Annotated in this window: 19 protein-coding genes; 16 read left to right on the top strand and 3 right to left on the bottom strand. The window is 60.7% G+C overall.

The features are described from left to right. Nucleotides 1-131 precede the first annotated feature (131 nt). From HY962_05040 to HY962_05055, 4 genes are read left to right on the top strand one after another with little or no spacing between them, the layout of a single operon-like run. Nucleotides 132-641: a hypothetical protein gene (locus tag HY962_05040; GenBank protein ID MBI5646278.1), complete on the top strand. Its 510-nt coding sequence runs from the start codon at nucleotides 132-134 to the stop codon at nucleotides 639-641. Nucleotide 642: 1 nt separating this feature from the next. Next, nucleotides 643-1,269, top strand: coding sequence for a hypothetical protein (locus HY962_05045; protein MBI5646279.1), 627 nt, complete (start codon nucleotides 643-645; stop codon nucleotides 1,267-1,269). Between the two features lie 8 nt (nucleotides 1,270-1,277). Beyond that, nucleotides 1,278-2,309, top strand: a complete 1,032-nt coding sequence (locus HY962_05050; GenBank protein ID MBI5646280.1) for a hypothetical protein — start codon at nucleotides 1,278-1,280, stop codon at nucleotides 2,307-2,309. Between the two features lie 57 nt (nucleotides 2,310-2,366). Next, nucleotides 2,367-3,398 carry a hypothetical protein gene (locus HY962_05055; protein ID MBI5646281.1) on the top strand — a complete coding sequence of 344 codons (1,032 nt, stop codon included), beginning with the start codon at nucleotides 2,367-2,369 and terminating at the stop codon, nucleotides 3,396-3,398. Between the two features lie 81 nt (nucleotides 3,399-3,479). On the opposite strand, the gene HY962_05060 is transcribed toward HY962_05055, so the two are convergent. Beyond that, entirely contained in the window at nucleotides 3,480-5,447 is a 1,968-nt protein-coding gene (locus HY962_05060) for a PD40 domain-containing protein (GenBank protein MBI5646282.1), read from the bottom strand. A gap of 229 nt (nucleotides 5,448-5,676) precedes the next feature. Here HY962_05060 and HY962_05065 point away from each other — a divergent pair, with 229 nt between their 5' ends. The 3 genes from HY962_05065 (at nucleotide 5,677) to HY962_05075 (ending at nucleotide 12,789) form a co-directional block, all read left to right on the top strand. After that, nucleotides 5,677-8,946 carry a T9SS type A sorting domain-containing protein gene (locus HY962_05065; GenBank protein MBI5646283.1) on the top strand — a complete coding sequence of 1,090 codons (3,270 nt, stop codon included), beginning with the start codon at nucleotides 5,677-5,679 and terminating at the stop codon, nucleotides 8,944-8,946. A 112-nt stretch (nucleotides 8,947-9,058) separates the two neighbouring features. After that, on the top strand, nucleotides 9,059-10,915 hold the full coding sequence (locus HY962_05070; protein ID MBI5646284.1) for a carbon starvation protein A: 1,857 nt from the start codon (nucleotides 9,059-9,061) through the stop codon (nucleotides 10,913-10,915). Between the two features lie 299 nt (nucleotides 10,916-11,214). Beyond that, nucleotides 11,215-12,789: a T9SS type A sorting domain-containing protein gene (locus tag HY962_05075; protein ID MBI5646285.1), complete on the top strand. Its 1,575-nt coding sequence runs from the start codon at nucleotides 11,215-11,217 to the stop codon at nucleotides 12,787-12,789. Between the two features lie 82 nt (nucleotides 12,790-12,871). On the opposite strand, the gene HY962_05080 is transcribed toward HY962_05075, so the two are convergent. Continuing rightward, complete coding sequence (locus tag HY962_05080; protein ID MBI5646286.1) at nucleotides 12,872-14,920, bottom strand: VWA domain-containing protein; 2,049 nt, start codon at nucleotides 14,918-14,920, stop codon at nucleotides 12,872-12,874. A 235-nt stretch (nucleotides 14,921-15,155) separates the two neighbouring features. On the opposite strand from HY962_05080, the gene HY962_05085 reads away from it, so the two are divergent. Then, nucleotides 15,156-16,106: a T9SS type A sorting domain-containing protein gene (locus tag HY962_05085; GenBank protein MBI5646287.1), complete on the top strand. Its 951-nt coding sequence runs from the start codon at nucleotides 15,156-15,158 to the stop codon at nucleotides 16,104-16,106. Between the two features lie 104 nt (nucleotides 16,107-16,210). Here the strand turns inward: HY962_05085 and HY962_05090 are convergent, their stop codons facing one another. Beyond that, a complete protein-coding gene (locus HY962_05090) occupies nucleotides 16,211-16,456 on the bottom strand; it encodes a NifU family protein (protein MBI5646288.1) in 246 nt (81 codons plus the stop codon). A gap of 1,061 nt (nucleotides 16,457-17,517) precedes the next feature. Here HY962_05090 and ccsA point away from each other — a divergent pair. From ccsA to hemG, 8 genes are all read left to right on the top strand, one after another. Continuing rightward, a complete protein-coding gene (gene ccsA / locus HY962_05095) occupies nucleotides 17,518-18,354 on the top strand; it encodes a cytochrome c biogenesis protein CcsA (protein MBI5646289.1) in 837 nt (278 codons plus the stop codon). A 52-nt stretch (nucleotides 18,355-18,406) separates the two neighbouring features. Further along, nucleotides 18,407-19,702 (top strand): glutamyl-tRNA reductase, encoded by a 1,296-nt coding sequence (locus HY962_05100; protein MBI5646290.1) that lies wholly within the window; start codon nucleotides 18,407-18,409, stop codon nucleotides 19,700-19,702. Then, on the top strand, nucleotides 19,699-20,637 hold the full coding sequence (gene hemC / locus HY962_05105) for a hydroxymethylbilane synthase (protein ID MBI5646291.1): 939 nt from the start codon (nucleotides 19,699-19,701) through the stop codon (nucleotides 20,635-20,637). The genes HY962_05100 and hemC overlap by 4 nt, the downstream gene beginning before the upstream one ends. Then, nucleotides 20,634-21,443, top strand: a complete 810-nt coding sequence (locus HY962_05110; protein ID MBI5646292.1) for a uroporphyrinogen-III synthase — start codon at nucleotides 20,634-20,636, stop codon at nucleotides 21,441-21,443. The genes hemC and HY962_05110 overlap by 4 nt, the downstream gene beginning before the upstream one ends. A gap of 212 nt (nucleotides 21,444-21,655) precedes the next feature. Beyond that, a complete protein-coding gene (locus HY962_05115; protein ID MBI5646293.1) occupies nucleotides 21,656-22,693 on the top strand; it encodes a uroporphyrinogen decarboxylase in 1,038 nt (345 codons plus the stop codon). 133 nt (nucleotides 22,694-22,826) lie between these two features. Continuing rightward, complete coding sequence (hemN, locus tag HY962_05120; GenBank protein ID MBI5646294.1) at nucleotides 22,827-24,215, top strand: oxygen-independent coproporphyrinogen III oxidase; 1,389 nt, start codon at nucleotides 22,827-22,829, stop codon at nucleotides 24,213-24,215. 10 nt (nucleotides 24,216-24,225) lie between these two features. After that, nucleotides 24,226-25,227, top strand: a complete 1,002-nt coding sequence (gene hemH, locus HY962_05125) for a ferrochelatase (GenBank protein MBI5646295.1) — start codon at nucleotides 24,226-24,228, stop codon at nucleotides 25,225-25,227. 100 nt (nucleotides 25,228-25,327) lie between these two features. Next, the gene (gene hemG, locus HY962_05130; GenBank protein ID MBI5646296.1) at nucleotides 25,328-26,740 is read left to right on the top strand and encodes a protoporphyrinogen oxidase; all 1,413 of its coding nucleotides are present in this window, start codon (nucleotides 25,328-25,330) and stop codon (nucleotides 26,738-26,740) included. Nucleotides 26,741-26,885 lie beyond the last annotated feature (145 nt).

Here is a 26,885-nt window from a genome sequence, read left to right on the forward strand (position 1 = left end):
ATTGCTCTGCCAGTGTAGATTTCATGCAAAAGCAGAGAGTAGAAGGGCATCAACCACATTGGTCCGTGGATTGCTGCATTTCAAAGGATGGATTCCCTTCACTCACCGCGGAAAGGCGAGGATAGACGGCAATGAATACAGGACAGATGGCGATGGTAATCGGCGCATTCATGCTGTTCGGAGTTGTAAGCAACAACTTCCAACGCTTGGTACTCGACAGCACCGAATCGCTCGATTCGAATACAAACATGCAGAGCGCTATCACTATCGCGCGTTCGATGATGGACGAAATCACATCGAAGCCGTTCGATGTGTCGTTCACCGCAAAAAAGGTCGTCCGACTCAGCGATTTGGGAAGCTGCGGCCGGGCGTCAGGTGAGTATTATCCAAACATCAACGACTGCGACGATTATCACGGTTTGACCTTTGTGAGTCCGCCGCGCGGGACCACGCCTTCGACCACCCCGCGCTGCCTGTGGGGCACCGAAGGCGACACCATCCGCTGCCTCGTGCAGTACGTATCGCAGACAAACCCGCAGCAGACGGTCACGGGTGTCAGTTGGGCGAAACGCGTGACGGTCACTGTCACCAGCCGCTATTCCACGTATCCCCTCACCATGTCGCACGTGGTCACGTACTGAAATGAGCACACATCTCGATATCGTCGGGTCCATCATCCTCGCGGGTTTGCTCATGTTGAGCATCGCGCGGTTTAATACGGACCGCCAAGCGGCGCTAATGACCGCCTCCAACACGTCCACCATCCAAATGCAGATGGAGTCGGCAACAACGCTGCTGCTCTTCGATCTGCGGAAGGCGGGGCATCGGGTAACAAGCGGCAATGCCTTCCTCGTCTGTGAGCCGCGGCGCCTCGTCTTCCGGGGTGATCTCGAGAACGATGGCCGGGTTGATACCATCACGTACATATGGCGAGGCGCTGTGGCGTACACACCGAATCCGCGCGACACCCTGCTCTGGCGCAGTGTCAACGCAACGAGCGCCATGAGCGGCACATCGACAGCGGGAAGCGGATCCGATCTTGGCATCTGCTCGTTGCGCTTCCGCTATTACGACAAGAACAACGTCGAGACCGCGACGATCGCCAACGTCAAGACCGTGCGCATCAGCATACGTGTCGAATCACGCTTCCCGACACAACAGGATGATCAGTTCCAGGAGGGATTTACTGCGGTGGATGTGAACGACCTGACCGCCTTTCAACAGTTCACCTCCGAGATCAGAATCACACCGCGCAACGTCAATCCATAGGAGGCACTATGGGTCAGCAATCCCTCATACTCGTATTCATGACCACGTTGTTGTTGTCAGGAGGGGTTGTCCTCTACATGCAGGAACAGCGGTCGTCTTCCGATACCACCACAAACCAATTCGTCGGCGAGCATGCATTAAACGTTGCAAACAGCGGCATCAATCTCGCCATCTCACGCGTTCGACAGGAAAAAACCTGGCGCACGGGATTCACGAATCTGGCGGTCGACAACGGGAATGTGTCAGTTTCACTGGTGGACATAGGAAAGGACTCGGTACGTATTACATCGTCAGGGCGGTACAGCGACAGCGTCCGCACGGTGATTGCCGTCGTCAAACTCGCCTCGATATTACCCGAGGTTAATGCCGCGCTCAGCATCTTCGGAGACTCGGTCGTGTTCCAAAACTCCGGCAAGTCCTTTCAGATCGATGGGCGGGATTACAAATCGAACGGCTCGACACTTACCACCAATCCTCCGGTCTGGGGTCTGGGAGTGCAACTCGACAAGATCGACACGTACGTGACAAACAGTATCGTCGCGGGCAAGGTAGCGTCGAATGTGATGGGCCGCACGAGCAGTCCCAGTGTCGGTACTTTCGCGAGCGACAGTCTTTCCGTCATTTTCAACATGTTCAAGAGTCTTGCAACAACCACGATACCTCCCGGAAAGTACGCCGGGAACGGGGTGTTGGGGACGCTTGCAGCACCCGAGATCGTGTATGTGCCAGGTGATCTTCAGTGGAACGGCAACACCAGCGGAGCAGGGGTACTCGTGGTGGACGGGCACCTGCATTTTTCGGGCACGGTACAGTGGCAGGGCATCGTGATCTCGCGGGCGAGCGGCACGTACGTCGATTTCGGTTCGTCGGGCAATCCACGAGTCATCGGCGCCGCGTTGATCGGAAACACAAACGCATCAAACCTCACGACCGTCAAAGTGAACGGCAATCCCTCCGCCATCTACAGTTCGGAGGCGATTGCGACGGTGATGCAGAACCTGAACCTAAACAGAGTGAACATCCTGAGCTATTACGAGTGATATCCGTGGCGTTCCCGCGCCTTGCGCGGAGGTTCGCATCATAAAGGAGAGACGACGATGGGCCAATCATCCCTGATACTTGCATTGATGACATCCCTTTTGCTTGGCGGAGCCGTGTTCGGTTTCATCAGCGAAATGGATCGTTCGAATGATACAACCACCGATCAGTTCATCGCTGAACATGCATTGAATGTTGCAAACAGCGGCGTGAATCTCGCCGTGTCGCGCCTGAGGCAGAATAAATTGTGGAGAACGGGTTTTTCCAGTCTTGCGGTGGACAGGGGAACAGTGACCGTCACCGTGGTGGACATCGGTGTCGATACAGTCAGGATCACTTCCGCGGGCACCTATGCCGACTCGACACGCGTGGTAAGTGCAATTGCACGGCTCTCGAGTCTGTTCCCCACCGTGCAGAGCGCACTGGCCGTATATGGCGACACCGTGGCGATTTCCAACTCCGGAAAATCGTTCCTCATCGACGGACGGGATTACCGCATAGACGGCACGACGCTGTCGGGCAATCCTCCCGTCTGGGGCGTGGGAACCGAGGATCCCAAGATCGCCGACTATCTTAAGACCAGCATCAACACGGGTGGTATCGCACCGAACGTGCAGGGACAGGGCGGCGCGCCGAGCGTCGGTGTGTTTTCCGGCGACAGCATCAAAGTGTTGCGCGACCTGTACAAGTCGATGGCCACACGCACACTTGCGCCCGGGAAATACTCAGGAAACGCGGTATATGGCACACTCGCAAATCCGGAGATCGTGTACATTCCGGGCGACTTGAACTGGGACGGAAATATCGAGGGCGCGGGAATACTTGTCGTCGACGGACAGCTCGATCTGCGCGGAAAAGTGTCGTGGAAGGGAATAGTGATCGCGATTGCGGGCGGTCTTACCATCGACCTCGGTGCCAGCGGTACGCCCTCACTGCTCGGCACAACACTCGTGGGCAATTCGAATGCCTTGAACCTGACACACGTCAAAATCAACGGTAATCCGTCCGTCAAGTACAGCTACGAAACCGTTGCAACAGTGCTGTCAAACCTGGATCTGCTCGCCGTCAAGGTCCTGAGCTACTACGAATAATCTGCCACTGCTCATCGCACCCTCCTCACGAGAACGGTGAGAAACGGGCGGCCGCCCAGGCCAGCGGGGCGGCCGTTCTGTTTATTCCGCGATGCGGAATTCCACACGCCTGTTGCGCGCGCGATTTTCCTCGGTGTCGTTCGTGACCTCCGGACGTGTCTCGCCATACCCCTTCGCCAGGAGGCGGTCCTTGCTGATGCCCTTCGCAATAATGTAGTCCACCACACTCTGCGCGCGTTTCAGCGAGAGGTTCATGTTGAAATCGTCCGAACCGACATCATCGGTGTGTGCACCGATCTGTATGCGTATGTCGGGATTCGATTCCAGAAAGAGCCGCAGGCGCTCCAATTCGTAATTCGATTCGGGACGTAATTCCCATTTCGCAAAATCGAAGAAGATGTTGTTAACGCGCTGCGCGAGCAACTCGCCGTACTTGTCGCGTTTGCTCTTCAAACTCTCGACGGAAGTGAGCTTGATGTCGACCGCGAAGTTGCGGAGGTCGGTGTTCCCGTTGGGATTGTTCGGGTCGTTGCCGTTGTTGCGTCCGTTGGGATCGTTGCCGTTTCTGCCGTTCGGATCGTTCCCGTTATTACGTCCGTTGGGGTCGTTGCCGTTCCTTCCGTTCGGATCGTTGCCGTTCCGTCCGTTGTTGGCGCCGTTCCTGCGAAGATCGATGCTGGTGGATGACGGATAGTAGCCCTCGCGCAGGAAAATCAGCTCGTGCAATTTGTCGAGCGGAAGCGTGACCACGTACTCGCCGGTCTGCGGATCACTCTGCACCTCGCCTTCCTCGGTTCCGGTTTCGAGATTGCCCCAGCGGATCGTGGCGCCGACAGGATTGCCGTTCTCGTCGAGAATGCGGCCGGTGATGGTGGCGACCTCGCTTGCGGGCTGCGCGGCAGTCGGCAGATCGATCAGGTAAATATCGTTCTGGCCCGATCCGCCGGGAAGTTCGGACGAGGAGAAAACGGCTGTCTTGCCGTCGGTCGAGACCTTGTAGCCCCAGTCATCTTCGGATGTGTTGATCTCTTTTCCAACATTGACGGGTTCGCTCCACTCCGTCCACGAATCCTCGCGCAGCCGCACGGAACGGAACACGTCGAGTTTTCCGAGGCCGGGATGACCGTCGGAGCTGAAGTATAGCGTCTTCCCGTCGGGATGAAGGAAGGCCGAACGCTCGCAGAACGGCGTGTTGATTTTGGGCCCGAGATTCATCGGCGGAAGCCACTGTTTGCCGCGGCGGACGCTGACCCAGATGTCGCTATTGCCCGCCTCACTGCCGTGGAACTTGGTGCCTTTCGTCACCACCTTGCCGATGACGCCCTGGCGATCGCTGGTGAACAGCATGGCCTTCCCGTCGGCGGTGGTAAACGCGTCCGAATCCCACGTGATCCCGTTTACCGGTGCGGGGATGTGCTGAATCGGCGACCAACCGCGTTCCGTTTTTTCGAAATAGAAGTTGTCGCCGCCGCCGCGGTGTCCCGTAAATCCGCCGTACAACAGAATCATGGTGCCGTCGAAGGAGATGCCGTTGATCGTCTCGTGATCCGGCGTATTGATACGCTCGCCGAGATTCTGCGCCGGCTGCCAGGCGCCGTTCTCAAATTTCGAGACATACACATCCAGTTCTCCGCGGCCGCCTTCGCGGTCACTCGCGAAGTAGAGACGTGTTCCGTCGGCAGTCATCGACGGCTTGATTTCATTCGCGGGAGAGTTGATCCCGGTACCGAGATTTTTCACCTCGAGATTCGCGGTGGGCGCGCGAAGAACACGATCTATTTCCGCGAAGCGTTTTTCCATGCCCGGGAACGACGGCGCGTAACGCGCGAACAGCGACGCGGCTCCGTCCCAGTCGCGCTTGTCGATGTACGGTTTTGCAAGACGCTGCACGGCAATAAAGGCGTCCTCCGACGGAGCCCATTTTTTTGCGTAGGCCTCGTAGTCGTCGGGATCGTCCATCGATGAAAGATTGCGGGAGAGCGAGCAGCCGCCAAGCAGAAGCGCGGCTGCAAGCGTCGCAAGGAGGGCGGGACGGGATGTTGCTGTCATGAAAACCCTGAAGAAAGTCGGATGCACTGCAAACAACAAAAGTAGTCGTGTCCTGCCACGCGAAGCAAGGCGGAGCCGCGTGCATGGCGCGGCGAATCCCCGCAATTGAAATTCGCGCGCGGGAAGAGTACATTTTGTGATGTACACGTTTTACGGCTCGTGGAGCCCGACCGTGAACCATACGGCCGCGCGGCTCCGTGGACCTATACTCCATCTTGCGAGACCATTCATGCGCATTCTGAGATTGCTCCCCGCGGTGGCGGCTCTATTTCTGGTCATGTTTCCCCGGCTCGCCGCACAGGACGAGGTGCGGGTGACGCGATTGTCGGACTGCTGTTTTTCCATCTCCCTCACCAACAGAAATCCCGGCCAACTGCCGCTGAACGGATTCACGATAAAAACGACACGAGGAGCGGTTTTCCTTTCGTCGATCGTTGCTCCGAGCGGGTGGAGCTTCGCCTTTCCCGATCCCACAAAGATCGAATTCTCGATGCCCGCCGGTACGCTGGCGTACGGCGCGACGCAGGCGGGATTCGAAGTCTGCGTGCAGAGCGTGACCAACGACATTGAACTCACATGGCTCACACTGTCGAGCGGCAGCAATGTGACAGGCGGCAGCATCAGCATGCAATGCCGCGACATCGACTCCGTCACCGTGGTCCCCTCGCGCAATGGGACTGGAGGATGCGCATTTGTCTGGACGATCAAAAACAAAAATCCGCAGCGTGCGGCGCTCGCCGGATTTTCTGTGCGCCTGCTTACGCCGAACCACGTGTGGGACAGTGCGGCGACCGGTCCGAACCGCTTCTGGGTGTTCGCGCGCACGCCGTCGACGGTCGACTTCACCACCACCGCCGGCAACGCTCTGCAGCCCGATTCGGTCATTACCGGTTTCCTGACCTCGGTATTCCCTGCGCCTCTGAACGATTCGATTCTGGTGGAATGGACGACGCGGGATGCGGCATCGGGTCTGGTGACACGTGATACAATGACCCTGCGCTGCTTCGCTCCCGGCTGCGACGATGTGGGTGACACGGTGGACGCGGCCGATCCATGCTGCCGGACGTTTACGATATTCAACGGACACGAACCCGCGTCTCCGGTGAACCGGATCCGATTCGTTGTGCTGACACCCGGAGCGCGTATCGTCGGAACCCCCTCTGGTCCCTGGCGGCTTCTCGGATACACTGCGACCGATGCCACGTTTGACGACCCTTCGTCGTCACTCACACCACGGGGATACGCCACGGGTTTCCGTTTTTGTTTCGAGAACGCACCGGGCAAACGCGGACCGATCCTGGTCTCGTGGCGAACCCTTTTCGGACGAACAGTCCTGTGTGAGGACACACTTCTCATCGCGGGATGTACATCCACGGCCACATCCTACGACGAACTCGATGTGACGGCCTCCACGCCGGTCTCCGGGGCCTGTTGCACCGCGATGACGCTGCACAACGAACACACTCCCGCGGGTCCGCTCAACGGCCTGCGCCTGAAGCTTCTGACTCCAGGCGCCGCGTTCCAAGGGGCACCGACGGGACCGTGGTCCCGCCTTTCGGCCACCGCGACACAGGCCGAATTTCGGAGCACATCATCTCTTTCTACCGGACAGGCACTCGGAGGATTTGTCGCATGTATCCGGCCGCCGGGCGGAAGCAGCGCGACGATTGTACTCGAGTGGGAGAGTGTGCTTGACGGTGCCACCATACATCGCGACACCGTGTCCTTCCCCTGTGATCCGCCCGCGGAAACACGCTGCGATTCGATGACCGTTGCCCATGTGAGTGACTGCGAATACACGTTCGGCTTTATGAACACGCATCTCCCGCAGGGGCCGGTCAACGGGTATCGGCTGACCATACTGAACTCGGGCGCAAGTTTTGCGCAGAAGTCCACTCCCGCCGCATGGACGATTACGCAGCAGGACGCCTCGTCGGTTACCTGGACCTCGGGCTCACCCGTACAGCCGGGTGGCAGTTCGGCACAATTCGGCGTCACGATTGCGCCGGTCTCCGCCGGATCCCCCGTGCTTGTGCAGCGGTGCACGATGTTGAACGGCGCGGTGATCTGTTGCGACAGCGTCACTGTGTCGTGTACACCGGCGCAGACGCTGTGTGATTCGCTCGAGGTTGTCCCCAAGCCCGAGCTGTGTACCTTCACGGCGCGGATCATAAACAGGCACACGCCCAAGTCCGCGATGAACGGATTCCGCATTTCGCTCACAACGCCGGGCAGTTCGGTGCTCGTCGCCACGGCTCCGGCCGGCTGGATGGTGGAATCGCGCACGGGCACCACGATGACGTTCCGCGACACCGCGGGCACACTCGCGAGTGGTGCCTCGGCGGGCGGTTTCGAATTTGCCCTGCAGGCAGCCGCGGGGAATCCGAACATCTTCTACCAGTGGTGTTCCCTGAACGATGCGCAGGTGCTCTGCTGCGCAACTGGCACAGTGCGCTGCGAGGAGGCGCGTGTCGCGTGTGATTCGTTCTACATACGCCCCACTTCCGAGTCGTGCACCTTCTCGGCGTCGTTTTTCAACCGGAACACACAGCAGACTGTTCTCGACGGATTTATCCTGCGCGTGCTGACACCCGGCGCGCAGATTACGGGCGCCACACCGCCGCCCGGATGGCGCCTGGCCACGTTCAGCGCCACACAGATCGTGTTCAGTGACTCCGGCTCCGGCGTGCCCTCGATGGGCGGCAAGGAAGGATTCCAACTGTCGATCAAACCCATGAGCGGCAGCTCGGCCATCAGACTGCAGTGGTGTACACTCAACAGGGGACGCGACGTGTGCTGCGACAGCGCGCTCGTCGAATGTCAGACGCAGGTCTCGTCGCGCGACACCGTGCGGCTGGTGCCCGACGCCGTGCGTCCCTGCTGTTACGACATCCGCGTCTCGAATCTGCATACACCGGCGTCGCCCGTGTCGGTGTTCGACGTTACGGTGCTGACACCCGACGTGGTGGTGTTGCCGCTGTATATCGGTGGTCCGCCCGACTGGCAGTACTCGTACACCGCGCAGAAGGTGACCTGGAGCCGCACCACCACCGGCATTCTCTCGGGCACGACACTCGGCGGTTTTGTGGTATGTTTCGACAACAACAAAACGCAGAACGCGCCGTTCGATATCCGCTGGCAAACGTGGGATGCCGGGATCGTGCTCTCGTCGGACACGCTGAACCGGGCCTGCGACAGGGCGCTCGACATCGCGCGGACGTCCGACGCGCTGCCTACGCGCTTGGCGCTGCGCGAGCCCTTCCCGAATCCGGCGGGCGACGCGGCCACCGTGGAGTTCGACGTGCATCACACCTCCGACATCGTGCTCGACGTTGTCAATTCCGAGGGCCGCATCGTGCGGACACTTGCCGCGGGATTGCGCGTGCCGGGCGTGTATCATGCGCGCTGGGATGCATCCGATCTGCCCGCGGGTCTCTATCTGTACCGCCTCAGTGCCGACGGGCGCTTCGTCACACGGAGTTTCATGATTCTGCGCTGAGAACCGCTCTGCCGTACTCCCGCACCGCACACCACGACACAGCACCGGAAACGGTGCCATGTGCCGGTGCGGTGCGACACACCGCGATCGTCACTCTCCCGAAAGGACATCCATGCACGCATTGACCCTCGTTCTTACGGCCCTGTGTATCATGGCCATCGCATACAGGTATTACAGCGCCTTCATCGCCGCGAAGGTGATAGCCCTCGACGACGCGCGTACAACACCCGCGCATCGTTTCAACGATGGACAGAACTATCAGCCGACGAATAAGTGGGTCCTCTTCGGCCATCATTTTGCAGCGATTGCGGGAGCGGGTCCGCTGATCGGTCCCGTGCTTGCGGCGCAGTTCGGGTATCTCCCCGGTTTCCTGTGGCTGGTGATCGGCGTCGTGCTCGGCGGGGCTGTGCACGACTTTGTCAGTCTGGGCGCATCAATTCGGAGAAACGGGAGATCGATAGCCGAAATAGCGCGCGGCGAGATCAGTCCGCTCGCGGGAACAGTGGGATCGATCGCGATCCTTATCATCGTGGTGATCGCGTTGTCGGGACTCGGTGTTGCGGTGGTGAACGCGTTGAGTGAAAGCGCCTGGGGCACCTTCACCATCGCGATGACCATACCCATCGCGATATTTGTGGGACTGTGGATGACAAAGATCCGTCCCGGCAAAATCACCGAGGCCAGCATCATCGGTGTTGTGGCAGTCCTCGCGGCCGTGGTGCTGGGACACAACGTGCAGAACTCCTCCATCGGATCGTGGTTTGTGCTCTCGCGCAACGGCATTGTGATCGCGCTGGCCGTGTACGGCTTCATCGCGTCGGTGCTGCCGATATGGCTGCTGCTCGCGCCGCGCGACTACCTGAGTTCGTACATGAAGATCGGGACCATCTTCCTGCTCATCGCGGGAGTGGTGGTTGTCAATCCCGTCCTGAAAATTCCCGCGATCACCGAATACGTGTCGGGCGGCGGACCCATCATACACGGAAAACTTTTCCCCTTCCTTTTCATCACCATCGCCTGCGGGGCGATATCGGGATTTCACTCGCTCGTGTCGTCGGGCACGACGCCCAAGATGATCAACAAGGAGAGCGACGCGCGTTTCATCGGCTATGGCGCGATGCTCATGGAAAGTGTTGTCGGCGTCATCGCGCTCGTGGCCGCGGCCTCGCTGCATCCCGGAGATTATTACGCCATCAATCTGCCCGCGGCAAAGTACGCGCTGCTCGGACTGTCACCCGTCAATCTCGACGTCCTTTCCGCCGCCGTCGGTGAAGATCTCGCCGGACGCACGGGAGGCGCCGTGTCGCTCGCCATCGGTTTTGCGCAGATATTCTCCGGCATTCCGGGCATGAAAACGCTGGTCGCCTACTGGTACCATTTTGCGATCATGTTCGAGGCCCTATTCATCCTCACCACCATCGATGCGGGCACACGCGTGGCGCGTTTCCTCGTACAGGAATTTGTGGGCAAGGCGTGGAAACCCTTCGAAAGGGTCAACTGGATTCCGGGCACCATCATTTCTACCGGACTCGTTGTCGCGGCGTGGGCCTATTTTATCTGGACGGGAAACATCAGCACCATCTGGCCCATGTTCGGCACGGCCAATCAACTGCTCGCCGTCGTGGCGCTCGCCGTCGGCACCAGCGCCATCATCAATTCCGGCAAGGCCAAATACGCCTGGGTGACCTTCGTACCCATGGCCTTTGTCGCGACAACAACACTTACGGCGGGTGTGCTGAACATCACCGACAATTTCTGGCCGCTGACGCAGAGTCCCGCCACGGCAGTGCAGGGCTGGGTGAATATCGGACTGACGGCTCTTATTATGATCTGCGCCATCGTCGTGCTCATCGAGGCCTTCCGGTCGTGGGGGCGTGTGCTCCTGAAGGGGCAGCCGCCGCACACACACGCGCTCGTGACGGACGAGGACAACACACCCGGCGAGACGCGCATCTTCCGCTGCTGTTAGCACCGCCCCGGGCTGTGAAGCCCCTGTTCAATTTTGTAACACGGAGGCCAACCTAATACAGGATTGGACAGGTCAGACTATCGCCGGGTGGAAAAAAGGATAAAAAGATAGAAAATATCGGGATATAATTGTTGGTCCGGTTCTTGCTTGTGGGGTACTGTCGCACTCTCACATACACATTATGAATCGGTCATACAATGAATCGTCCGTCACACACATACATCGTCTTCCTGATCCTGCTGTTGGGCGGCACGGCGCTTCACGCGCAGAACGTGCCCGAGGGTTCGCTCATCATCCCCATGGACAACGCCACCTTAGTCGGCAGCGGCGGACAGGGGAATATCCTGAAAGCCTACGGATTGGTGTACAACCTCCGGCAGGGCGGCGTCCGCGTGTACTGGGCATATTCCACCACAAAATCCCATGACGGGATCGACTTTGCAGCCGCGGCAAATCAGGTGAAGAACCGCAGCACGAACGGGACTTTCGCTTCGGCGTTTAATTATCGCGGCGGTCCCTTCATCGTCGACGTGGCCGATACCGGCGTCGCGGGTCCGCTGCTCCGTGCCTTTGCCAACGGCGTCACAGTCCATCAGGTGCTCAGCCCGTTCACGAATGTCCCGATAGAGCATACACTCGATTTTATCCCGCGTGCGTACGTGTACTCGTCCAACGCGAACAATCACGATCTGCTGACCGATGTGTTGACCAACGCCGGCATTCCGTCCAGCGCGTATCAGACGGGCACCGGCGGCGTACCGACAGTCGCCACACTCACCGGAACCGGATCGGGCTGTTTCACCATCATCATGATCCCGCACGAGGATGCCCTCACGGCCACCGATGCCACACGCCTGAAGGACTTCACCATCGACTACGGCAACGTGTATCTGCAGTGTGATGCGGTGCGGGATTTCGAGGCACTCAGTTCGCCGCAGGTGCTCACCACCGCGGGTGTGTTCAAACCGGGCGGCTCGCCCGGCACATGGACGTATCCCGATTCGGGCGCGCGCACCTTCTACGGTCAGTTTATCGGATCGGTGGAGAACACCGGCGGAGCCATCGCATACTGGAAGACGAATCCCGGCAGCACCTATCAGACCGGATCGTACAGCATCGCGCGCCAGGTGAACGACATCACCTACCATAAGGTGATGAGCCGGCGCTACAATAACAGTCCGTCCTTCGGGTGGTTCTTTTACATGGGTGGACACGACAACACCAACTCGACAAATCTGCAGCGCATGCTGCTCAACGCCTTCATCGGACCCGCCACACGGCTCAGTTGCACGCCGCTGCCCGTCGAACTCGTCTCGTTCAGCGGAAGGGTATCGGGCTCCGATGTGATTCTCACCTGGCGCACCGCCACCGAGGCCAACAATCACGGTTTCGAGGTGCAGCGCTCGCGCGATCTGCGCGAGTGGACGGCCATCGAATTCATCGCCGGGCAGGGCACCAGCAATTCGCCGAACAACTACAAATACATCGACAAACTCACCCCGATGGATCTGCGCGGAAACGGCATGTCGTACCGGCTCAAGCAGATCGATCGTGACGGCGGCGTGTCGTACTCGTCGATCGTCAGCGTGCGGGACAGCGGTCCTGTTGCAACACTCGACCTGTCGCAGAATTTTCCGAATCCGTTCAATCCGTCGACCAACATTTCCTTCGTGCTGCCCAGCGCGCAGAGTGTGACACTTACGGTGATGAATCATCTGGGCCAGGAGGTTGCGCGCCTGCTCGACGGTGTGTCGCTCGAAGCGGGTCACCATGCGATGACATTCTCCGCAGAGAATCTGCCGAGCGGCCAGTATCATTACCGCCTGAGCAGTTCCGAAGGTTCGGTGACGCGCACGATGTTCCTCGCGCGTTAAGAGCCGCGCAGCGAATCGTATCCGTAAAAACAATCGCGGGCCCCGGCAAACACACCGGGGCCCGCGGTGTTTTATTCGCGGTCTAACGCGCGACGAGGAACGACAGGCCCGCGGCCGTGTCGCGCGCGCGCAGCAGCACCATGTACCTGCCCGCGGGCATACCGTCCGCGTCGAGAGCGAGCAGCGTTTCGCCCTGCGGGAAGACGCGTGATGGAAGCGAGCGGACCAGTTTTCCATTCATGTCGGTGACGGAAAGCTCGCAGGCAGCTCCCGCGAAGCGCTCGGGAACATACACGTGCAGCGTTCCGCCGTTGTCGCGCGTCACAGGGTGCGGCGCGATACGCATTGTGGGCGCGTCGCCACGGCGCTGCAGAAGTTTCTCGCAGTAGCCGTCGATGAAGATGCCTCCCGCCGCGATCGTGGTATCCGACGGACAGCACTGCTGCCAGAGCCGCGCGCGCAGAAGATCGATATGCAGCGCCGTGGCCGAGATCTGTTGCGTCACCGCGAGGCGCAGCGAGGCGAGCACACCATCGGCGCGCGCAGGGAGCACCGTGCCGTCGGTAAAGAGGCGCAGCGTGCGCGTATCGGGCCGCGACGATAACACCGTGCCTTCGGGGAACACGTCGCCGGGCAACACGTCGAGCAGCGCGGCATCGGCGGGCAGCGCGATGTCGACACGCAGCAGGGCGCGTGTGCGCGGGTCGAGCATGCCGGGCGGGACGAGCAGCGGCACCTCCACGTTTCCGTCGGAGGAATGAGAGGGTGCCGCCGGAAAACCCACCGCGAAGGGGCGCAGGCACTGGCAGACGTCCACCGTATCGGGACTCGTGGTGAGCACGACCGGACAACCGTCGAGCACTGCGTCCACGATGCGGAATTCAACGGCACGGCTCGTATCTGCGGGCAGGCCCTGAATCGGGAAGCCGACCAGCAACTGCGTGGCGGCGGCGGGGATGATGTTGCTCATGCCGAAGGCCACACGTCCCGGCGCGATCTGCGTCATCGTGACGATTTGATTCTCGGCCACCGTGCCGAGGGTGAAGGGCAGAAGCGGTTCGATTTTTACAAGCTTCTCGTCGAACTCCACCGTGAAGCGCAGATTGAGCGCGAGGGTCTGCACCGGCGCGGGTGACAGCGTGACCGTGGCGAGGCCGCTCTCGAAGGGTGCAAGACTCGAGGGGACGGTCACGGCCAGCACCGCCGCGGGCGGCCGTGACGGAGTGACAAACGATTCGACCGTGCGCGCTGAATCTGCGCCCACACGCACGATCACATCGAGCGTGCGCAGACTGTCGGTACAGTTCGCCTGATATTCCACCACGCAGCAGCGCTCGGTGATTTCGGCGGCGATACGTTCGTACACGTTTGTCAGTTCGCTGGGACGGACCACCGAGAAAAAGAGTCCGCCCGTGCCCGTGGCAAATCCGCGCATGACGCTGAGATACGGCTCGGTGATCCCGAACGCGATCGAATGGATCTTGATCGTATTCGCCTGCGCGCGCGCAACCACCGCGGCGGCGGTGTTCACACTCATGTTGTCCTCGCCGTCGGTGATGATCACCGCATGCCTGTTGCCCGGCCGCGCCGAGAGTATGTCGAGTCCGAGTAATGATGCGTCGTACAGCGGTGTGCCGCCTTCGGCCACCAGTGCGGCGAGCACCGTTTTGAGCTGCGTTTTGTCGGTAGTGAAATCCTGGCGGACTGTGATGAAACGGCCGAAGGTCACGATGGCGCATTCATCGGTAGCGCCCAGACTGTCGACGAGGCGTCCCGCCGCCTCGATGAGTTTCGGCATGACTCCGAGCATCGATCCGCTGTTGTCGAGCACCATGACCACGGAATTGATGCGGGTCGGATCGGGACAGCGCACCGTGAGCGGGCGGCGGACGCCGTTGTCGGTTAGTGTGAGATTGTCGGCATCGAGACCCCGGAGCAGCGCTCCGCCGCGCTCGGCGCAGATCTTGAGTTTCACCGTCGGCAAGCCGGTAAAATCCACGTCCGACAGATGGACGGTCAGGGGCTGTGCGGCGAGAGGCGTTGCGGCCACACAGGCCGCGAAAGCCAGCGCGAGGGCAAACACAACACGAGCGGGGCGTGTGCTGCGGGCAGGAGGGAGAAGTGGATGCATGGGATCAATTGTATCGGAAAATCGAATCAAGCGCAAGACCGAAGCGTGTCCCGCGCCGCAACGGATTCGTGTGTGAGATGCGGGAACACACATCTCTGTGCACGGGACATTGCCTTGATCTGCGAGAAAAAAATACGGATTTTGCCTGCCGATCGCGGAGCACGGCACGTCCGGTATAACGTACCGGGATTCGACCCTCTGGGAGTACACCACACGCAACCTCAAGGAGGCCCTTATGATTCGCATGTTTGCAGTCTTTGCCCTGCTGTTCTTTGCGGTATTTCCCACAGTACTGCCCGCCCAGAGTTTCGACGACGAGTTCAACGGCTTCGTGCTCGACTCGCGGTGGAGCTGGGTGCGCGAGGACCGTCCGTACTGGTCGCTCGACGCATCGAAGCTGCAGATCATGACACAAACCGGCGCGTTAAACGGCACCGATTACAACGACGTCAAGAACATCCTGCTGCAGCCCGCACCCAACCTGCCCGATTTTAATTTCCGGACCAAGATCGAATTTTCCCCCGACTCGTCGTTGCACAATGCGGGGCTCATTTACCGCCTCGACGACGACAATTATATCCGCGTTTCGCGCGGCGTACACGAGAACATCAACGGTGTGTGGATGGAAATCGAACAGCTCGGCCGCACCGAAATTTCCTTCGTGGCCGACATCACCTCGAGCACCGTGCAGCTCAGTCTCTCGCGCAACGGAGGGACGATGTACCGCGCCATGGTGACTACGAACGACACCGATTGGACCATCATCGCCGAACGCAACACCGCCTTCCCCTCGGGGGGCAGTCCGAAGATCGGCCTGCAGGCGGCCAACGGCCAGGGCAATGTGACCACGAGCCGCATTCCCGCGCGTTTCGACTGGTTCCACGTCAACTTGACCGGGGTTGATGACGGTCGCGTGCTCCAGGTGCCGTCGCCCGAAGTGCACGACGTGTACCCCGCACCCGCGCGCGCGGGCGACGACATGACCGTCACGTATTCTCTTCCCGGCGCCGCCGGATCAATCCGCCTCTCCGACATGCTCGGTCGCGTTGTCTGGCGCGGCACGCTCGATCCCGGCGAAGGGATACGCCACACACGCGTACCCACCGCGGGTGTCACACCGGGCACCTATATGGTGACAGTGGAGAGCGGAACGCGCCTTGCGCAGCGTTCCGTCGTGATCCGCTAAATACAGGAGTATCGGAGCCGATAATCCGAAGAAACTTCCGCCCTGAAAAACACAGGGCCGCTGCGACGAACGCGGCGGCCCTGTGTTTTTTTTAACGGATGCGGTCAGCGCGAGAACATGGCGCCCAACCCGGCGAGTTCGACACTTTCCACCTCGGGGAAGCGGCGTTTGAGGATGCGTTCGACGCCGCCCTTGAGCGTCAGTGTCGACGAAGGACAACTGCCGCACGCGCCGGCGAGTTCCACAAACACGACGTTGTTCTTCATTTCGACAAAACGGATTTTCCCGCCGTCCATCTCGATGTACGGACGTATCTCCCGATCGATAACTTCCTCGATCCTGGTTTCCATCGTATCCTGCTCTGTCATGGGGGTGCTCCGGTAGAGTGACAAAAAGTTCGCGGGAAAACTAACACCTGCGCAGTTCCGAAAAAAGGGGATATGTCGTATCCATGAATCGGAGAGCGGGACAGCGGGAGAGCGGGAGCGCGGGAGCGGAACAACGAAATAGTGTCTCGCTGAGTCCCGCGAAGCGGGAAAGCGCGACGGGACAGCGGGAGCGGAACAACGAAATAGTGTCTCGCTGAGTCCCGCGAAGCGGGAAAGCGCGACGGGAGAGCGGGACAGCGGGACAGCGGGAGAGCGGGACAGCGGGAGTTGTGTCATGACGAACTTGTCGAGGCACGACGGGACATCGGAACGCGCACCCTCACCCCGGCCCTCTCCCGTTCCCGGGCGAGGGTGACTGATCTGTTTTGTGCGGTGTTTCATGCGTGGTTCGCGGCGGTGCCGGGCGACCGCCGGTCGCCCCTGTCGGATGTCATTCGCGACTCACGCACACGCAAAATGGATCGAGGAAGGAATCGTATCGTCTAATCGTCTAATCGTCTGATCGTCTGACGGTCTAATCGTCTCATCGTCCGTTGAGCCCGCTCCGCGGGCTCTTGGGTTCTCCCCCCGCGTCGCACTCCCAGGCATCACGGCGTGGGTTGGTGAATGTCGCCCCTCCGGGGCTCTTGGGTTCTCCCCCCGCGTCGCATTCCCACGCCTGACCGCGTGGGTTGGTGAATGTCGCCCCTCCGGGGCTCAGGAAATCGTGGAAGGTAGCAAAGTGGAAAAGTGGCAAGTAACAACGCCTATCGCGCTCTACCATCTACCCAACTACCATCTACCATCTACCAACTACCATTTACCCATCTACCCATCTACCTCGCCGTCAGGCGTGGGACGGGACGCGGCATCGGAGTCCAGAGAACCCGCGAAGCGGGATGGGAATCGTTTTCTACGACATTCTATACAAACGGGAGTGGAGAAAACCGTCCCCTGTGGCGGGCGCGAGGAAGTCTCGGGGCAATTTGCGATATTTATGGACGATTGGATCGCAATAGACTAATTCCGGATAGATACACCTGATGTTTGTGACCTTGCTCGGCAGTCTGGCCGATGTGTTCCTGCCCGTTTTGTACGTGGTGACCGCCATGGCGTACGGTCTGGCGTTTTTCCGCGACGAGGCCTTTGCGAAACTCTGGAAGTCGCGGCTGCTGTTCGCCACCACGGTCACTCATTTTTTCGCCATTGGACTGCACACGGCCCAACACGGGCACTGCATGGTCACCACCATCTTCGAGATGATGTCACTCGTGGCGTTCACCGTGATCACCACATACACGGTCATCGAGTTCCGCACCAACATCAAGGGCACGGGATTCTTCCTCGTCTGCCTCGCCTCGCTGTTCGAACTGGTCTCGGCCGTGGGCACCAAGCTGCCGGTTTCGCAGGCGCCGAATCCGGTGCTCTCGAACATGGGCATCGGCCTGCACGTCTCGTCGGCCGTGTTCGGTTTCGGCGGCATCGCCATCTCGGCCGTGTACGGCATGCTGTATCTGCTGCTGCACAGGGAATTAAAAAAAGGGGATTTCGGATCCTTTTTTAAACATCTCCCCAGTCTCGAATCACTCGAGCGCCTCAGCGGCGTGGCCATGGTGCTGGGATTTATGCTGCTCACCGTCGCGATTCTCATCGGCGGATTCTGGCTGCCGCGCACGTTCCAAAATTTCTCGTACGGGGATCCGAAGCTGGTCGCAACGGGCGCCGTGTGGATACTCTACGCCGTGGTGTTGGTGGCGAAGTACGCGCTGCGGCTCGACGGCAAACGCGTGATCACGCTGTCGCTCGCCGGCTTCGTGCTCTCGATGCTTTCATTCACCGTTGTCAACGCCTTCTTCAGCGGCTTTCACAGGTTTTTCTGATGCAAGACGCCGTTTCCCTCCGCACGAGTACCACGACAGGAAAGGGCACAGCGTGCCGATGATGCTGTATGCCGTGGGCGTCAATCACCGCACCGCCCCGGTCGAACTTCGCGAACACCTGCACCTCGCGCCGCATGAGATCGAGGAGGCCCTCGCGCGTTTCGGCGACGGTTTCCTGCGCGAGGCGGCCATCGTGTCCACCTGCAACCGCACGGAACTGTACGCGCTCACCGACGACGAAGCCGTGTCGGGCGAACAGCTCATCGCGGCACTGCGCGCGTTGCGCCCCTCCGCGCGTCTCGAGGACGCACACTTCTTCCGTCTCTTTACCTGCGGAGCCGTCCGCCACCTGTACCGCGTGGCTTCCGCCATCGATTCGCAGGTGCTGGGCGACATGCAGATACTCGGGCAGGTCAAGGACTCCTTCGAACTCGCGAGCGGCGCGGGCACGGCCGGCAACGTGCTGAGCCACATGTTCATGGGCGCTCTGCGGACAGGCAAACGCGTGCGCAGCGAGACCTCGCTCGGCATCGGCGCCGTCTCGATCAGTTTCGCCGCGGTGGAACTTGCCAAACGCATCTTCACCGACTTCCACACCAAGAAGGCGTTGCTTATCGGCACCGGCGAGACAGGCGAACTGGCCGCGCGTCATCTGCTCTCGAAGGGGCTCGAGGATCTCACGCTGACCAACCGCACACACGCACGCGCGGTGTCGCTCGCCTCCGAACTGCACGCGCGTGTCGTGCCCTACGAGAGTTTCCCCGACGTGCTGCACGAGGCCGACATCGTGGTGTCGGCGACGGCCTCGCCCGACATCGTGGTGACACGCGAGATGGTGGCGCGGGCAATGAAACACCGGCAGAACCGCACCATGCTGCTCATCGACATCGCGCTTCCGCGCGACATAGATCCCGCCATCGACACGCTGCCCGGCGTGTTCCTCAAGGATCTCGATTCGCTGCAGAACATCGTCGACCAGAACATCGAAAAACGCCGCGCCGAAATTCCGCGCGCCGAGATCATCGTCACCGAGGAAGTGGTGAACTTCTTCCTCTGGTTCAACGCCCTCGAGGCGACGCCCACCATACAGCAACTGCGCGAAAAGTTCGAATCGATTCGCGCGGCCGAGATCGAGCGTTTCCGCAACAAACTCGGCGGCGTCGAACTCGAGACCGTCGACATGCTGACCAAACGCATCATCAACAAGCTGCTTCATCCCACCATGGTGAGTCTCAAGGAGCCGGTATCGGACTCCACCATACTCGCCACGAGACTGCAGGTCCTGCGCGAACTGTTCGATCTCGACGCGGAGGAGCGGCGACAACATCCGGAACAGACCCACTCATGAGCGACACACTCGTCATCGGAACACGCGGCAGCGCGCTTGCCCTCTGGCAGGCCGAACACATCAAGGCCCGCCTCGAAAAACGCTTCCGCACCCTGCGTGTGGAACTGCGGGTCATCAAAACCACGGGCGATAAAATCCTGAACCAGGCGCTGTCGAAAATCGGAGACAAGGGTCTTTTTACCAAGGAAATCGAACAGGCCCTGCTCGACGGGCGCGTGGATCTTGCCGTGCACAGTCTGAAGGATCTTCCGACCGCCACACCCGAGGGATTGCACATCGCCGCGGTGACACGCCGCGAGGATGTGCGCGACGCGCTCATCTCGCGCACGTGGCCCACACTCGCGGCGCTGCCCGAAGGCGCGACAATCGCAACCGGCAGCCTGCGCCGCCGCAGCCAGCTCCTGCACCACCGGCCGGACCTCCGCATCGTCGACATACGCGGCAACCTCAACACACGTTTCGAGAAATACGACGCCTCGAAATGGGACGGCATGATGCTGGCCCACGCGGGTGTCAAACGCCTCGGTTTCACCGCGCGGGTCGCGCAGGTGATCCCCACCTCGCTGATACTTCCCGCCGTCGGTCAGGGCGCGCTGGGCATTGAAACACGCGGCGACGACGAGCGCACCCTGCGGTACACCCACGTGCTCGATCATGCTCCCACACACGCGGCAACCGACGCCGAACGTTCACTGCTGCGCGAACTCGAAGGCGGCTGCCAGATTCCCATCGGGGCCTACGCGCGTTTTGTCGCGGGCGAGCTGGTGCTCGACGCAATGGTGGGAAGCATCGACGGCACAACGCGCATCGACGGACGTATGTCCACCACCGATCCGCGCAAGGCGGCGGCACTCGGAGCGCGTCTTGCGGCGCGACTGCTGCGCGGCGGCGCGCGCGAGATACTCGACACCATCCGCGCGGGAGCGGAGGCGTGACAGGCGGCTGGGACATCACGCGGCGCACCGTTCTGCTGACGCGGCCGCTCTCCGCAGCGGGCCCGTTCGAGCAGACCCTCGCCGCGCGCGGCGTGTCGGTGATGCATCAGCCCTTCCTCGACATCACGCAGCCCGACGACTGGTCCGAGGCCGACCGTGCGCTCGACGCGCTGGGTGTGTACACGGCCGTGCTCTTCACAAGTGTCAACGCCGTGCGTTTTTTTATGGCGCGCGTCCGATCGCTGGGTGTCGCTCCGGCCGACGTGCCGCCCGTGTATGTCGTGGGCGAGAAAACGGCCGCGGCCGCGCGTGAGGAGGGTCTCGACATCGCGGGCCAACCCGCGCAGGCCAACGGCGCGGCGCTTGCGGACGCACTGGGCGACGTCTCGAATCAGTTTTTCCTGCAGCCCGGTTCGCAGATAGCGCGCGACGACACGGCGCGTATCATCGAGGCGCGCGGCGGGCGGCTGCACTCCGTCGTGGTGTATCACACAGTGTCGGCAACCCCGTCGGATCTGCGCGAACTCGACCGCCTCTTTGTCGAGGGCGCGATCGACTGCGTGGCGTTCTTCTCACCCTCCGCGGTGCGCGCATTCACCACCGTCATTCCCGACTTCAAACAGGCCACGGTGCTGGTGGCCGTGATAGGACAGACCACCGCCGCGGCCGCACTCGGCAGCGGATTACGCGTGGACATCATCGCGCCGGAACAGACGGGCGAGGCCTTTGCGGAAGCGATCGCCGCACGGCTCGACTCGGAGAAAAAAATCGAGCTGGATCCGGATTTGCATATGGATATCGGGTGAATGATGAATGTTGAAAGTGGAAGGTGGAAAGTGGAAGGTGGAATGGTGAAGAGTGAAGGGTGAAGAGTGAAGAGTGAAGGTTGAAAGTGGAAAGTGGAATGGTGAAGAGTGAAGGGTGAAGAGTGAAGAGTGAAGGTTGAAAGTGGAAAGTGGAATGGTGAAGGTAGAAAGTGTTTGTTCATGTGACATGAGACATAAGAGAATTCAGAACAATGAAAAATGACCTGTTGTTGAGGGCGGCGCGGCGCGAGAGTGTGGAGCGCACGCCCGTGTGGATGATGCGTCAGGCGGGGCGGTACCTGCCCGAGTATCGCGCGGTGCGCGCGAAGACCGATTTCCTGACGCTGTGCAAGACACCCGCACTGGCCGCGGAAGTAACCATACAGCCGGTCGATCTGGTGGGTGTGGACGCCGCGATCATTTTTTCCGACATACTCGTGGTGCCCGAAGCCATGGGCATGCACCTCGTGGTGGAGGAGGGAAAGGGCGGTCCGCGTTTCCCCGAACCGCTGCGCTCGCGCGCCGATGTTGATGCTCTGCGCGGCGACGGCGCCGCCGAGCGGCTGCGCTATGTGTACGACGCGCTGGCGCTGACCAAACGATTACTCGACGGCCGTGTACCGCTCATTGGTTTTGCCGGCGCGCCGTGGACTCTGGCCGCGTACGCCGTCGAAGGCAAGGGCAGCAAGGATTTCCTCGCGGCAAAACGCTGGATGTACGACGATCCCTCGACGCTGCTGGCACTGCTCGATGCACTCACCGATGTGCTCATCGACTACCTCGTGCTGCAGACGCAGCACGGCGCCGACGTTGTGCAGATCTTCGACACCTGGGCGGGGCTGCTCACCAAAAAGGAATTCCTCGCCTTCTCCCTTCCGAGCATCTCACGTATCGTGACCGAGGTCAAACGCCGCACCAACGTTCCCGTCATAGTGTTCGCGCGCGGCGCCAACACCTGTCTCGACGAGATCGCCGACTGCGGATGTGATGTGGTCGGACTCGACTGGACCGTCGACATCGGCGAGGCGCGCGAGCGTATCGGCGACCGTGTCGCGCTGCAGGGCAATCTCGATCCGGCCATACTTCACTCCACACCAGAAACCATCACCCGTGAGGCCGAGGCCGTTCTCTCGTCCTTCGGGCCACATCCAGGGCACATCTTTAATCTCGGCCACGGCATACATCCCGACGTGCCGCCCGCACATGCGCGCGCCCTGATCGAGGCGGTGCGCCGAGGAACGAGGAGATAGGAGAGAGGATCTAGAAACTAGGAGATGGGAATCAGGATCTAGGAGCGCATGGCTGGAGGAAAAATATGGGCCGTCCCCCGTCCCTCGTCCCCCGCCCTCGTCTCCTGCGAAGAGATTATCCAGAAAGAATACTATGAAACGCCAATTCGCCCACATCGACACAGAGCTGCTGAAAAAATATTCGCGGCCCGGACCGCGGTACACGAGTTATCCGACGGCGAATCTGTTCACATCCGACTTCGGGAGTGCCGAGTACATCGCCGAGATCGAGCGCAGCAACGCGGCCTCCGATGCGCCGCCGCTCTCGCTCTACTTCCACATCCCGTTCTGCGACACGCTCTGTTATTTCTGCGGTTGCAACATGCTGGTGACACGCGATCGCGCGAAGATCAATCACTACGTGCAGCAGATGAAGCGCGAGCTGCGGCTGCTGCGTCCGAAAATCGCGGAGCACCGGCGTGTGGCGCAGATCGCCTGGGGCGGAGGCACGCCGACATATCTGCAGCCCGACGAGATACGCGATCTTGCGGGGGTGACACGCGACCTGTTCCCGATCGACGACAACGTCGAGGCGGGTGTGGAGATCGATCCGCGCGACATGACACGTGATCATCTCGTGGCCTTGAAGGAGGGCGGATTCAACCGCATCTCCATGGGGGTGCAGGATTTCGATCCGCGCGTGCAGCAGGCTGTCAATCGTATACAACCCGAAGACCTGACGCGGCGCGTGCTCGATTGGGCGCGTGAACTCGGCTTCGGCAGCGTCAATCTCGATCTCATCTACGGCCTGCCGCATCAGACCCTTTCGACCTTCGAACACACGCTCGACCGTGTCATCGACATCAATCCCGACCGCCTCGCCATCTTCAACTACGCGCATGTGCCGTGGATGAAAAAACACATGTCGCTGATCCGGCCCGAGGATCTTCCGTCGCCCGAGGAGAAGCTGCGCATCCTTGTTGCGACCATCGAGAAGCTGAACGACGCCGGCTATGTGTACGTGGGCATGGACCATTTCGCAAAACCCGACAACGAACTCGCGGTGGCGCAGCGCGACGGCACGCTGTACAGGAATTTCCAGGGATACACCACACACGCGGGCGCCGACATCTACGGCTTCGGCGCAACGAGCATCAGCCAGTTCCACCGGATCTACGCGCAGAACGTAAAAACTCTCGGCGAGTATTACGCCGCGCTCGATCGCGGCGAGGCCGCGACACACGCCGGATATCTGCTCTCCGACGACGACATACTGCGGCGCGACGTCATCATGCGCCTGATGTGCTCGTTCCAGCTCGACATGCTCGCCGTCGGGGAAGAATACGGCATCGATTTTTCCGCGACCTTTGCCGACGCGCTGGCGGCTCTGGACGAATTCCAGAAGGACGGACTCGTGGACGTGTCCGACGGCCGCATCACCGTGCGCGACATGGGCATACTCGTGATCCGCAACATCGCCATGGTGTTCGACGCGCATCTGCAGGAGAGCGCGCAGAAACCCGTGTTTTCGAAAACCATCTGAGCGGGCGCGCATGGACAATCTCGGTGTCATACTCTTGAACATGGGCGGGCCCACGTCGCTCGACGCCGTGCGGCCCTTCCTCGAGAATCTGTTTCTCGACAAGGAGATCATCTCCTTCGGTCCGATGGAATTTGCGCGCAAACCGCTCGCGCGTTTTATCGCCAAACGCCGCGCGGAAGTGGTGAAGGCGAACTACGCCATGATCGGCGGCAAGTCGCCGCTGGCCGACATCAGCAGGCGGCAGGCCGATACACTCGCCGATGTGTTGCGCGCGCGTTTTGGTCCGTCGGTGCGCGTGTCTGTCGAACTGGGTTTCAGCTACTGGCATCCCTTCATCGAGGAGGCGATGGAGAAGCTCGAGCGCGAGGGCTTCACGAATGTGTATCTGCTGCCGCTGTACCCGCATTATTCGAAGACCACGAGCGGATCGTGTTTCAAGACATGGCGCAATCTCCGGCGGCAGCGCCGCACGGCACGGCCCCACGTGCGCAGCACCAAGTCGTATCACACGGATCCGGCCTATATCGAGGCGGTTAACGCGCGCATCAACGAGGGACTGCTGCTGTTTCCCGAAGCGCGGCGCGACAATGTGGTGCTGCTATTCAGCGCGCACGGCACGCCGGTGAAACTCGTCGAGCAGGGTGATCCGTATTCGTTCCAGATACGCGCAACCGTCGATGCGGTCATGGAAACACGCGCGCACGACCTGCCGTTTCATTTGAGCTTTCAGAGCAAGGTGGGTCCGGCAAAGTGGCTCGAACCCGACACCGTGAAGAAGACACTCGAACTCGCCGCCGCGGGTGTGTCGGATCTGCTCGTTGTGCCCGTCGCCTTTGTGAGCGACCACATCGAGACCCTGCACGAACTCAACATCGAATTGCGCCGCGAGGCCGCACACGCGGGCATCACCCATTTCGAAGTCATGCCCGCCCTCAACGAATCGCCCCTCTTTATCGAGGCGCTCGCCGGTCTCGTTACCCGACGCTATCAGCGGAATGGGGAGCGGGAATAGTGGACGGTTGGACGATTAGACGATAAGACCGTTCGACGGTTAGACACAGTCGCTTTAGGCCAATGGTGAAAAAACATATCTCCTTTCCTCCGTTCCTCCTGTGAATATGCCTCTTCCGGAATTGCAGTACACACACGCCGACGTCATCGTAATCGGATCCGGTATTTCCGGCCTCACCGCCGCGTTTCGACTGCAGGAAGCGGGGCGCGACGTGCTGCTGCTGGAGAAAGAGACAAGGTTCGGCGGGGCCATACGGAGTTTCCGCGTGGGTGAACATCTCGTGGAGGCGGGGCCGAACAGCACACTCGAGACCACGCCGCTGCTGACGGAGCTGATCCGCGACGCGGGTGTGGAGGCCGAGAAAATGTACGCCGACGACAGGTCGAAGAAACGATTCATCCTCAAGCGCGGACGACTGATTCCGATACCGATGTCGCCGCCGGCCTTCTTCGCGACGCCGCTGTTTTCACTCGGCGCAAAGCTGCGTCTGTTCCGCGAGCCGTTTATCGGACCGAGTGCTCCGGATTCGACCGAGAGCATTTCCGATTTTGTGCGTCGTCGTCTCGGCACGGAATTTCTCGACTACGCGATCAACCCCTTTGTCGCCGGCGTGTACGCGGGTGATCCCGACACGCTGAGTGTGCGCGCGGCCTTCCCGAAGTTGTTCGAACTCGAGCAGAAGTACGGGGGTCTGATACGCGGCCAGATTGCGGGCGCCCGCGAACGCAAACGGAATCCCGAAAAGTCCAAGCAGTCCGCCAGGATGTTTTCCTTCGTCGACGGAATGGAGACGTTGCCGCGCGCGCTTGCCGCGCGGCTCGGACGGAAGGAGTCGGGCGTGGATGTTGCACGTGTCGAGAGACACGACCAGTCGGGCGTGACGATGTATCGTGTTCACGCGACCATGGCGGGCGAGGCAAAAGTATACACCGCGCCCGTGGTGATACTCGCGACACCCGCGGCTTCGGCCGCGCGAATTGTCGGGGACTGTGATCCGCGCGCCGCGGAGGCCCTACGCGCGATTCCATACCCGCCCGTCGCCGTGGTGATCACCGCGTTCCGGCCCCGCGAGGGAGCGCATCCGCTTGACGGCTTCGGTTTTTTGATCCCGCAGAAGGAGCGTCGCGGCATACTCGGGACGATTTTCACGAGCACGATATTCGCGCGCAGAACCGCACCCGGACTCGCGCTGCTTACATCCTTCGTCGGCGGTTCGCGGCAGCCCGGCAACGCGCTGCTGCCCGACGACGACATCGCGCGTCTTGTGCGCGCGGAGCTGCGCGAGCTGCTCGGCATCGTCGACGAGCCCGCGTTTCTGCACATCACGAAGTGGGAGCACGCGATACCGCAGTACACACACGGCCATCTCGACCGCATGCACGAACTCGACGACTCCCAGCATCACAATCCCGGCCTCCACTACTGCTGCAATTACCGCGGCGGCATCTCCGTCGGCGATTGTGTCAAATCAGCCCACGCCGTTGTTGACGCGATATTGCACACCACACGGTAGGGACAGCGGGAGAGACCCGATGTTTAACATAGCAAGCCTCGCACGTGGTGTTTAGATTTCTGTTTGCCCAAAAACATCCACACCTCGCGGAGGCTTGCTATGCAGCAACGTACACAGCCCACGTTTGACGATCAACCTATTTTCG

This window comes from Ignavibacteriota bacterium (assembly GCA_016218045.1).
Lineage (GTDB): Bacteria > Bacteroidota > Ignavibacteria > SZUA-365 > SZUA-365 > JACRFB01.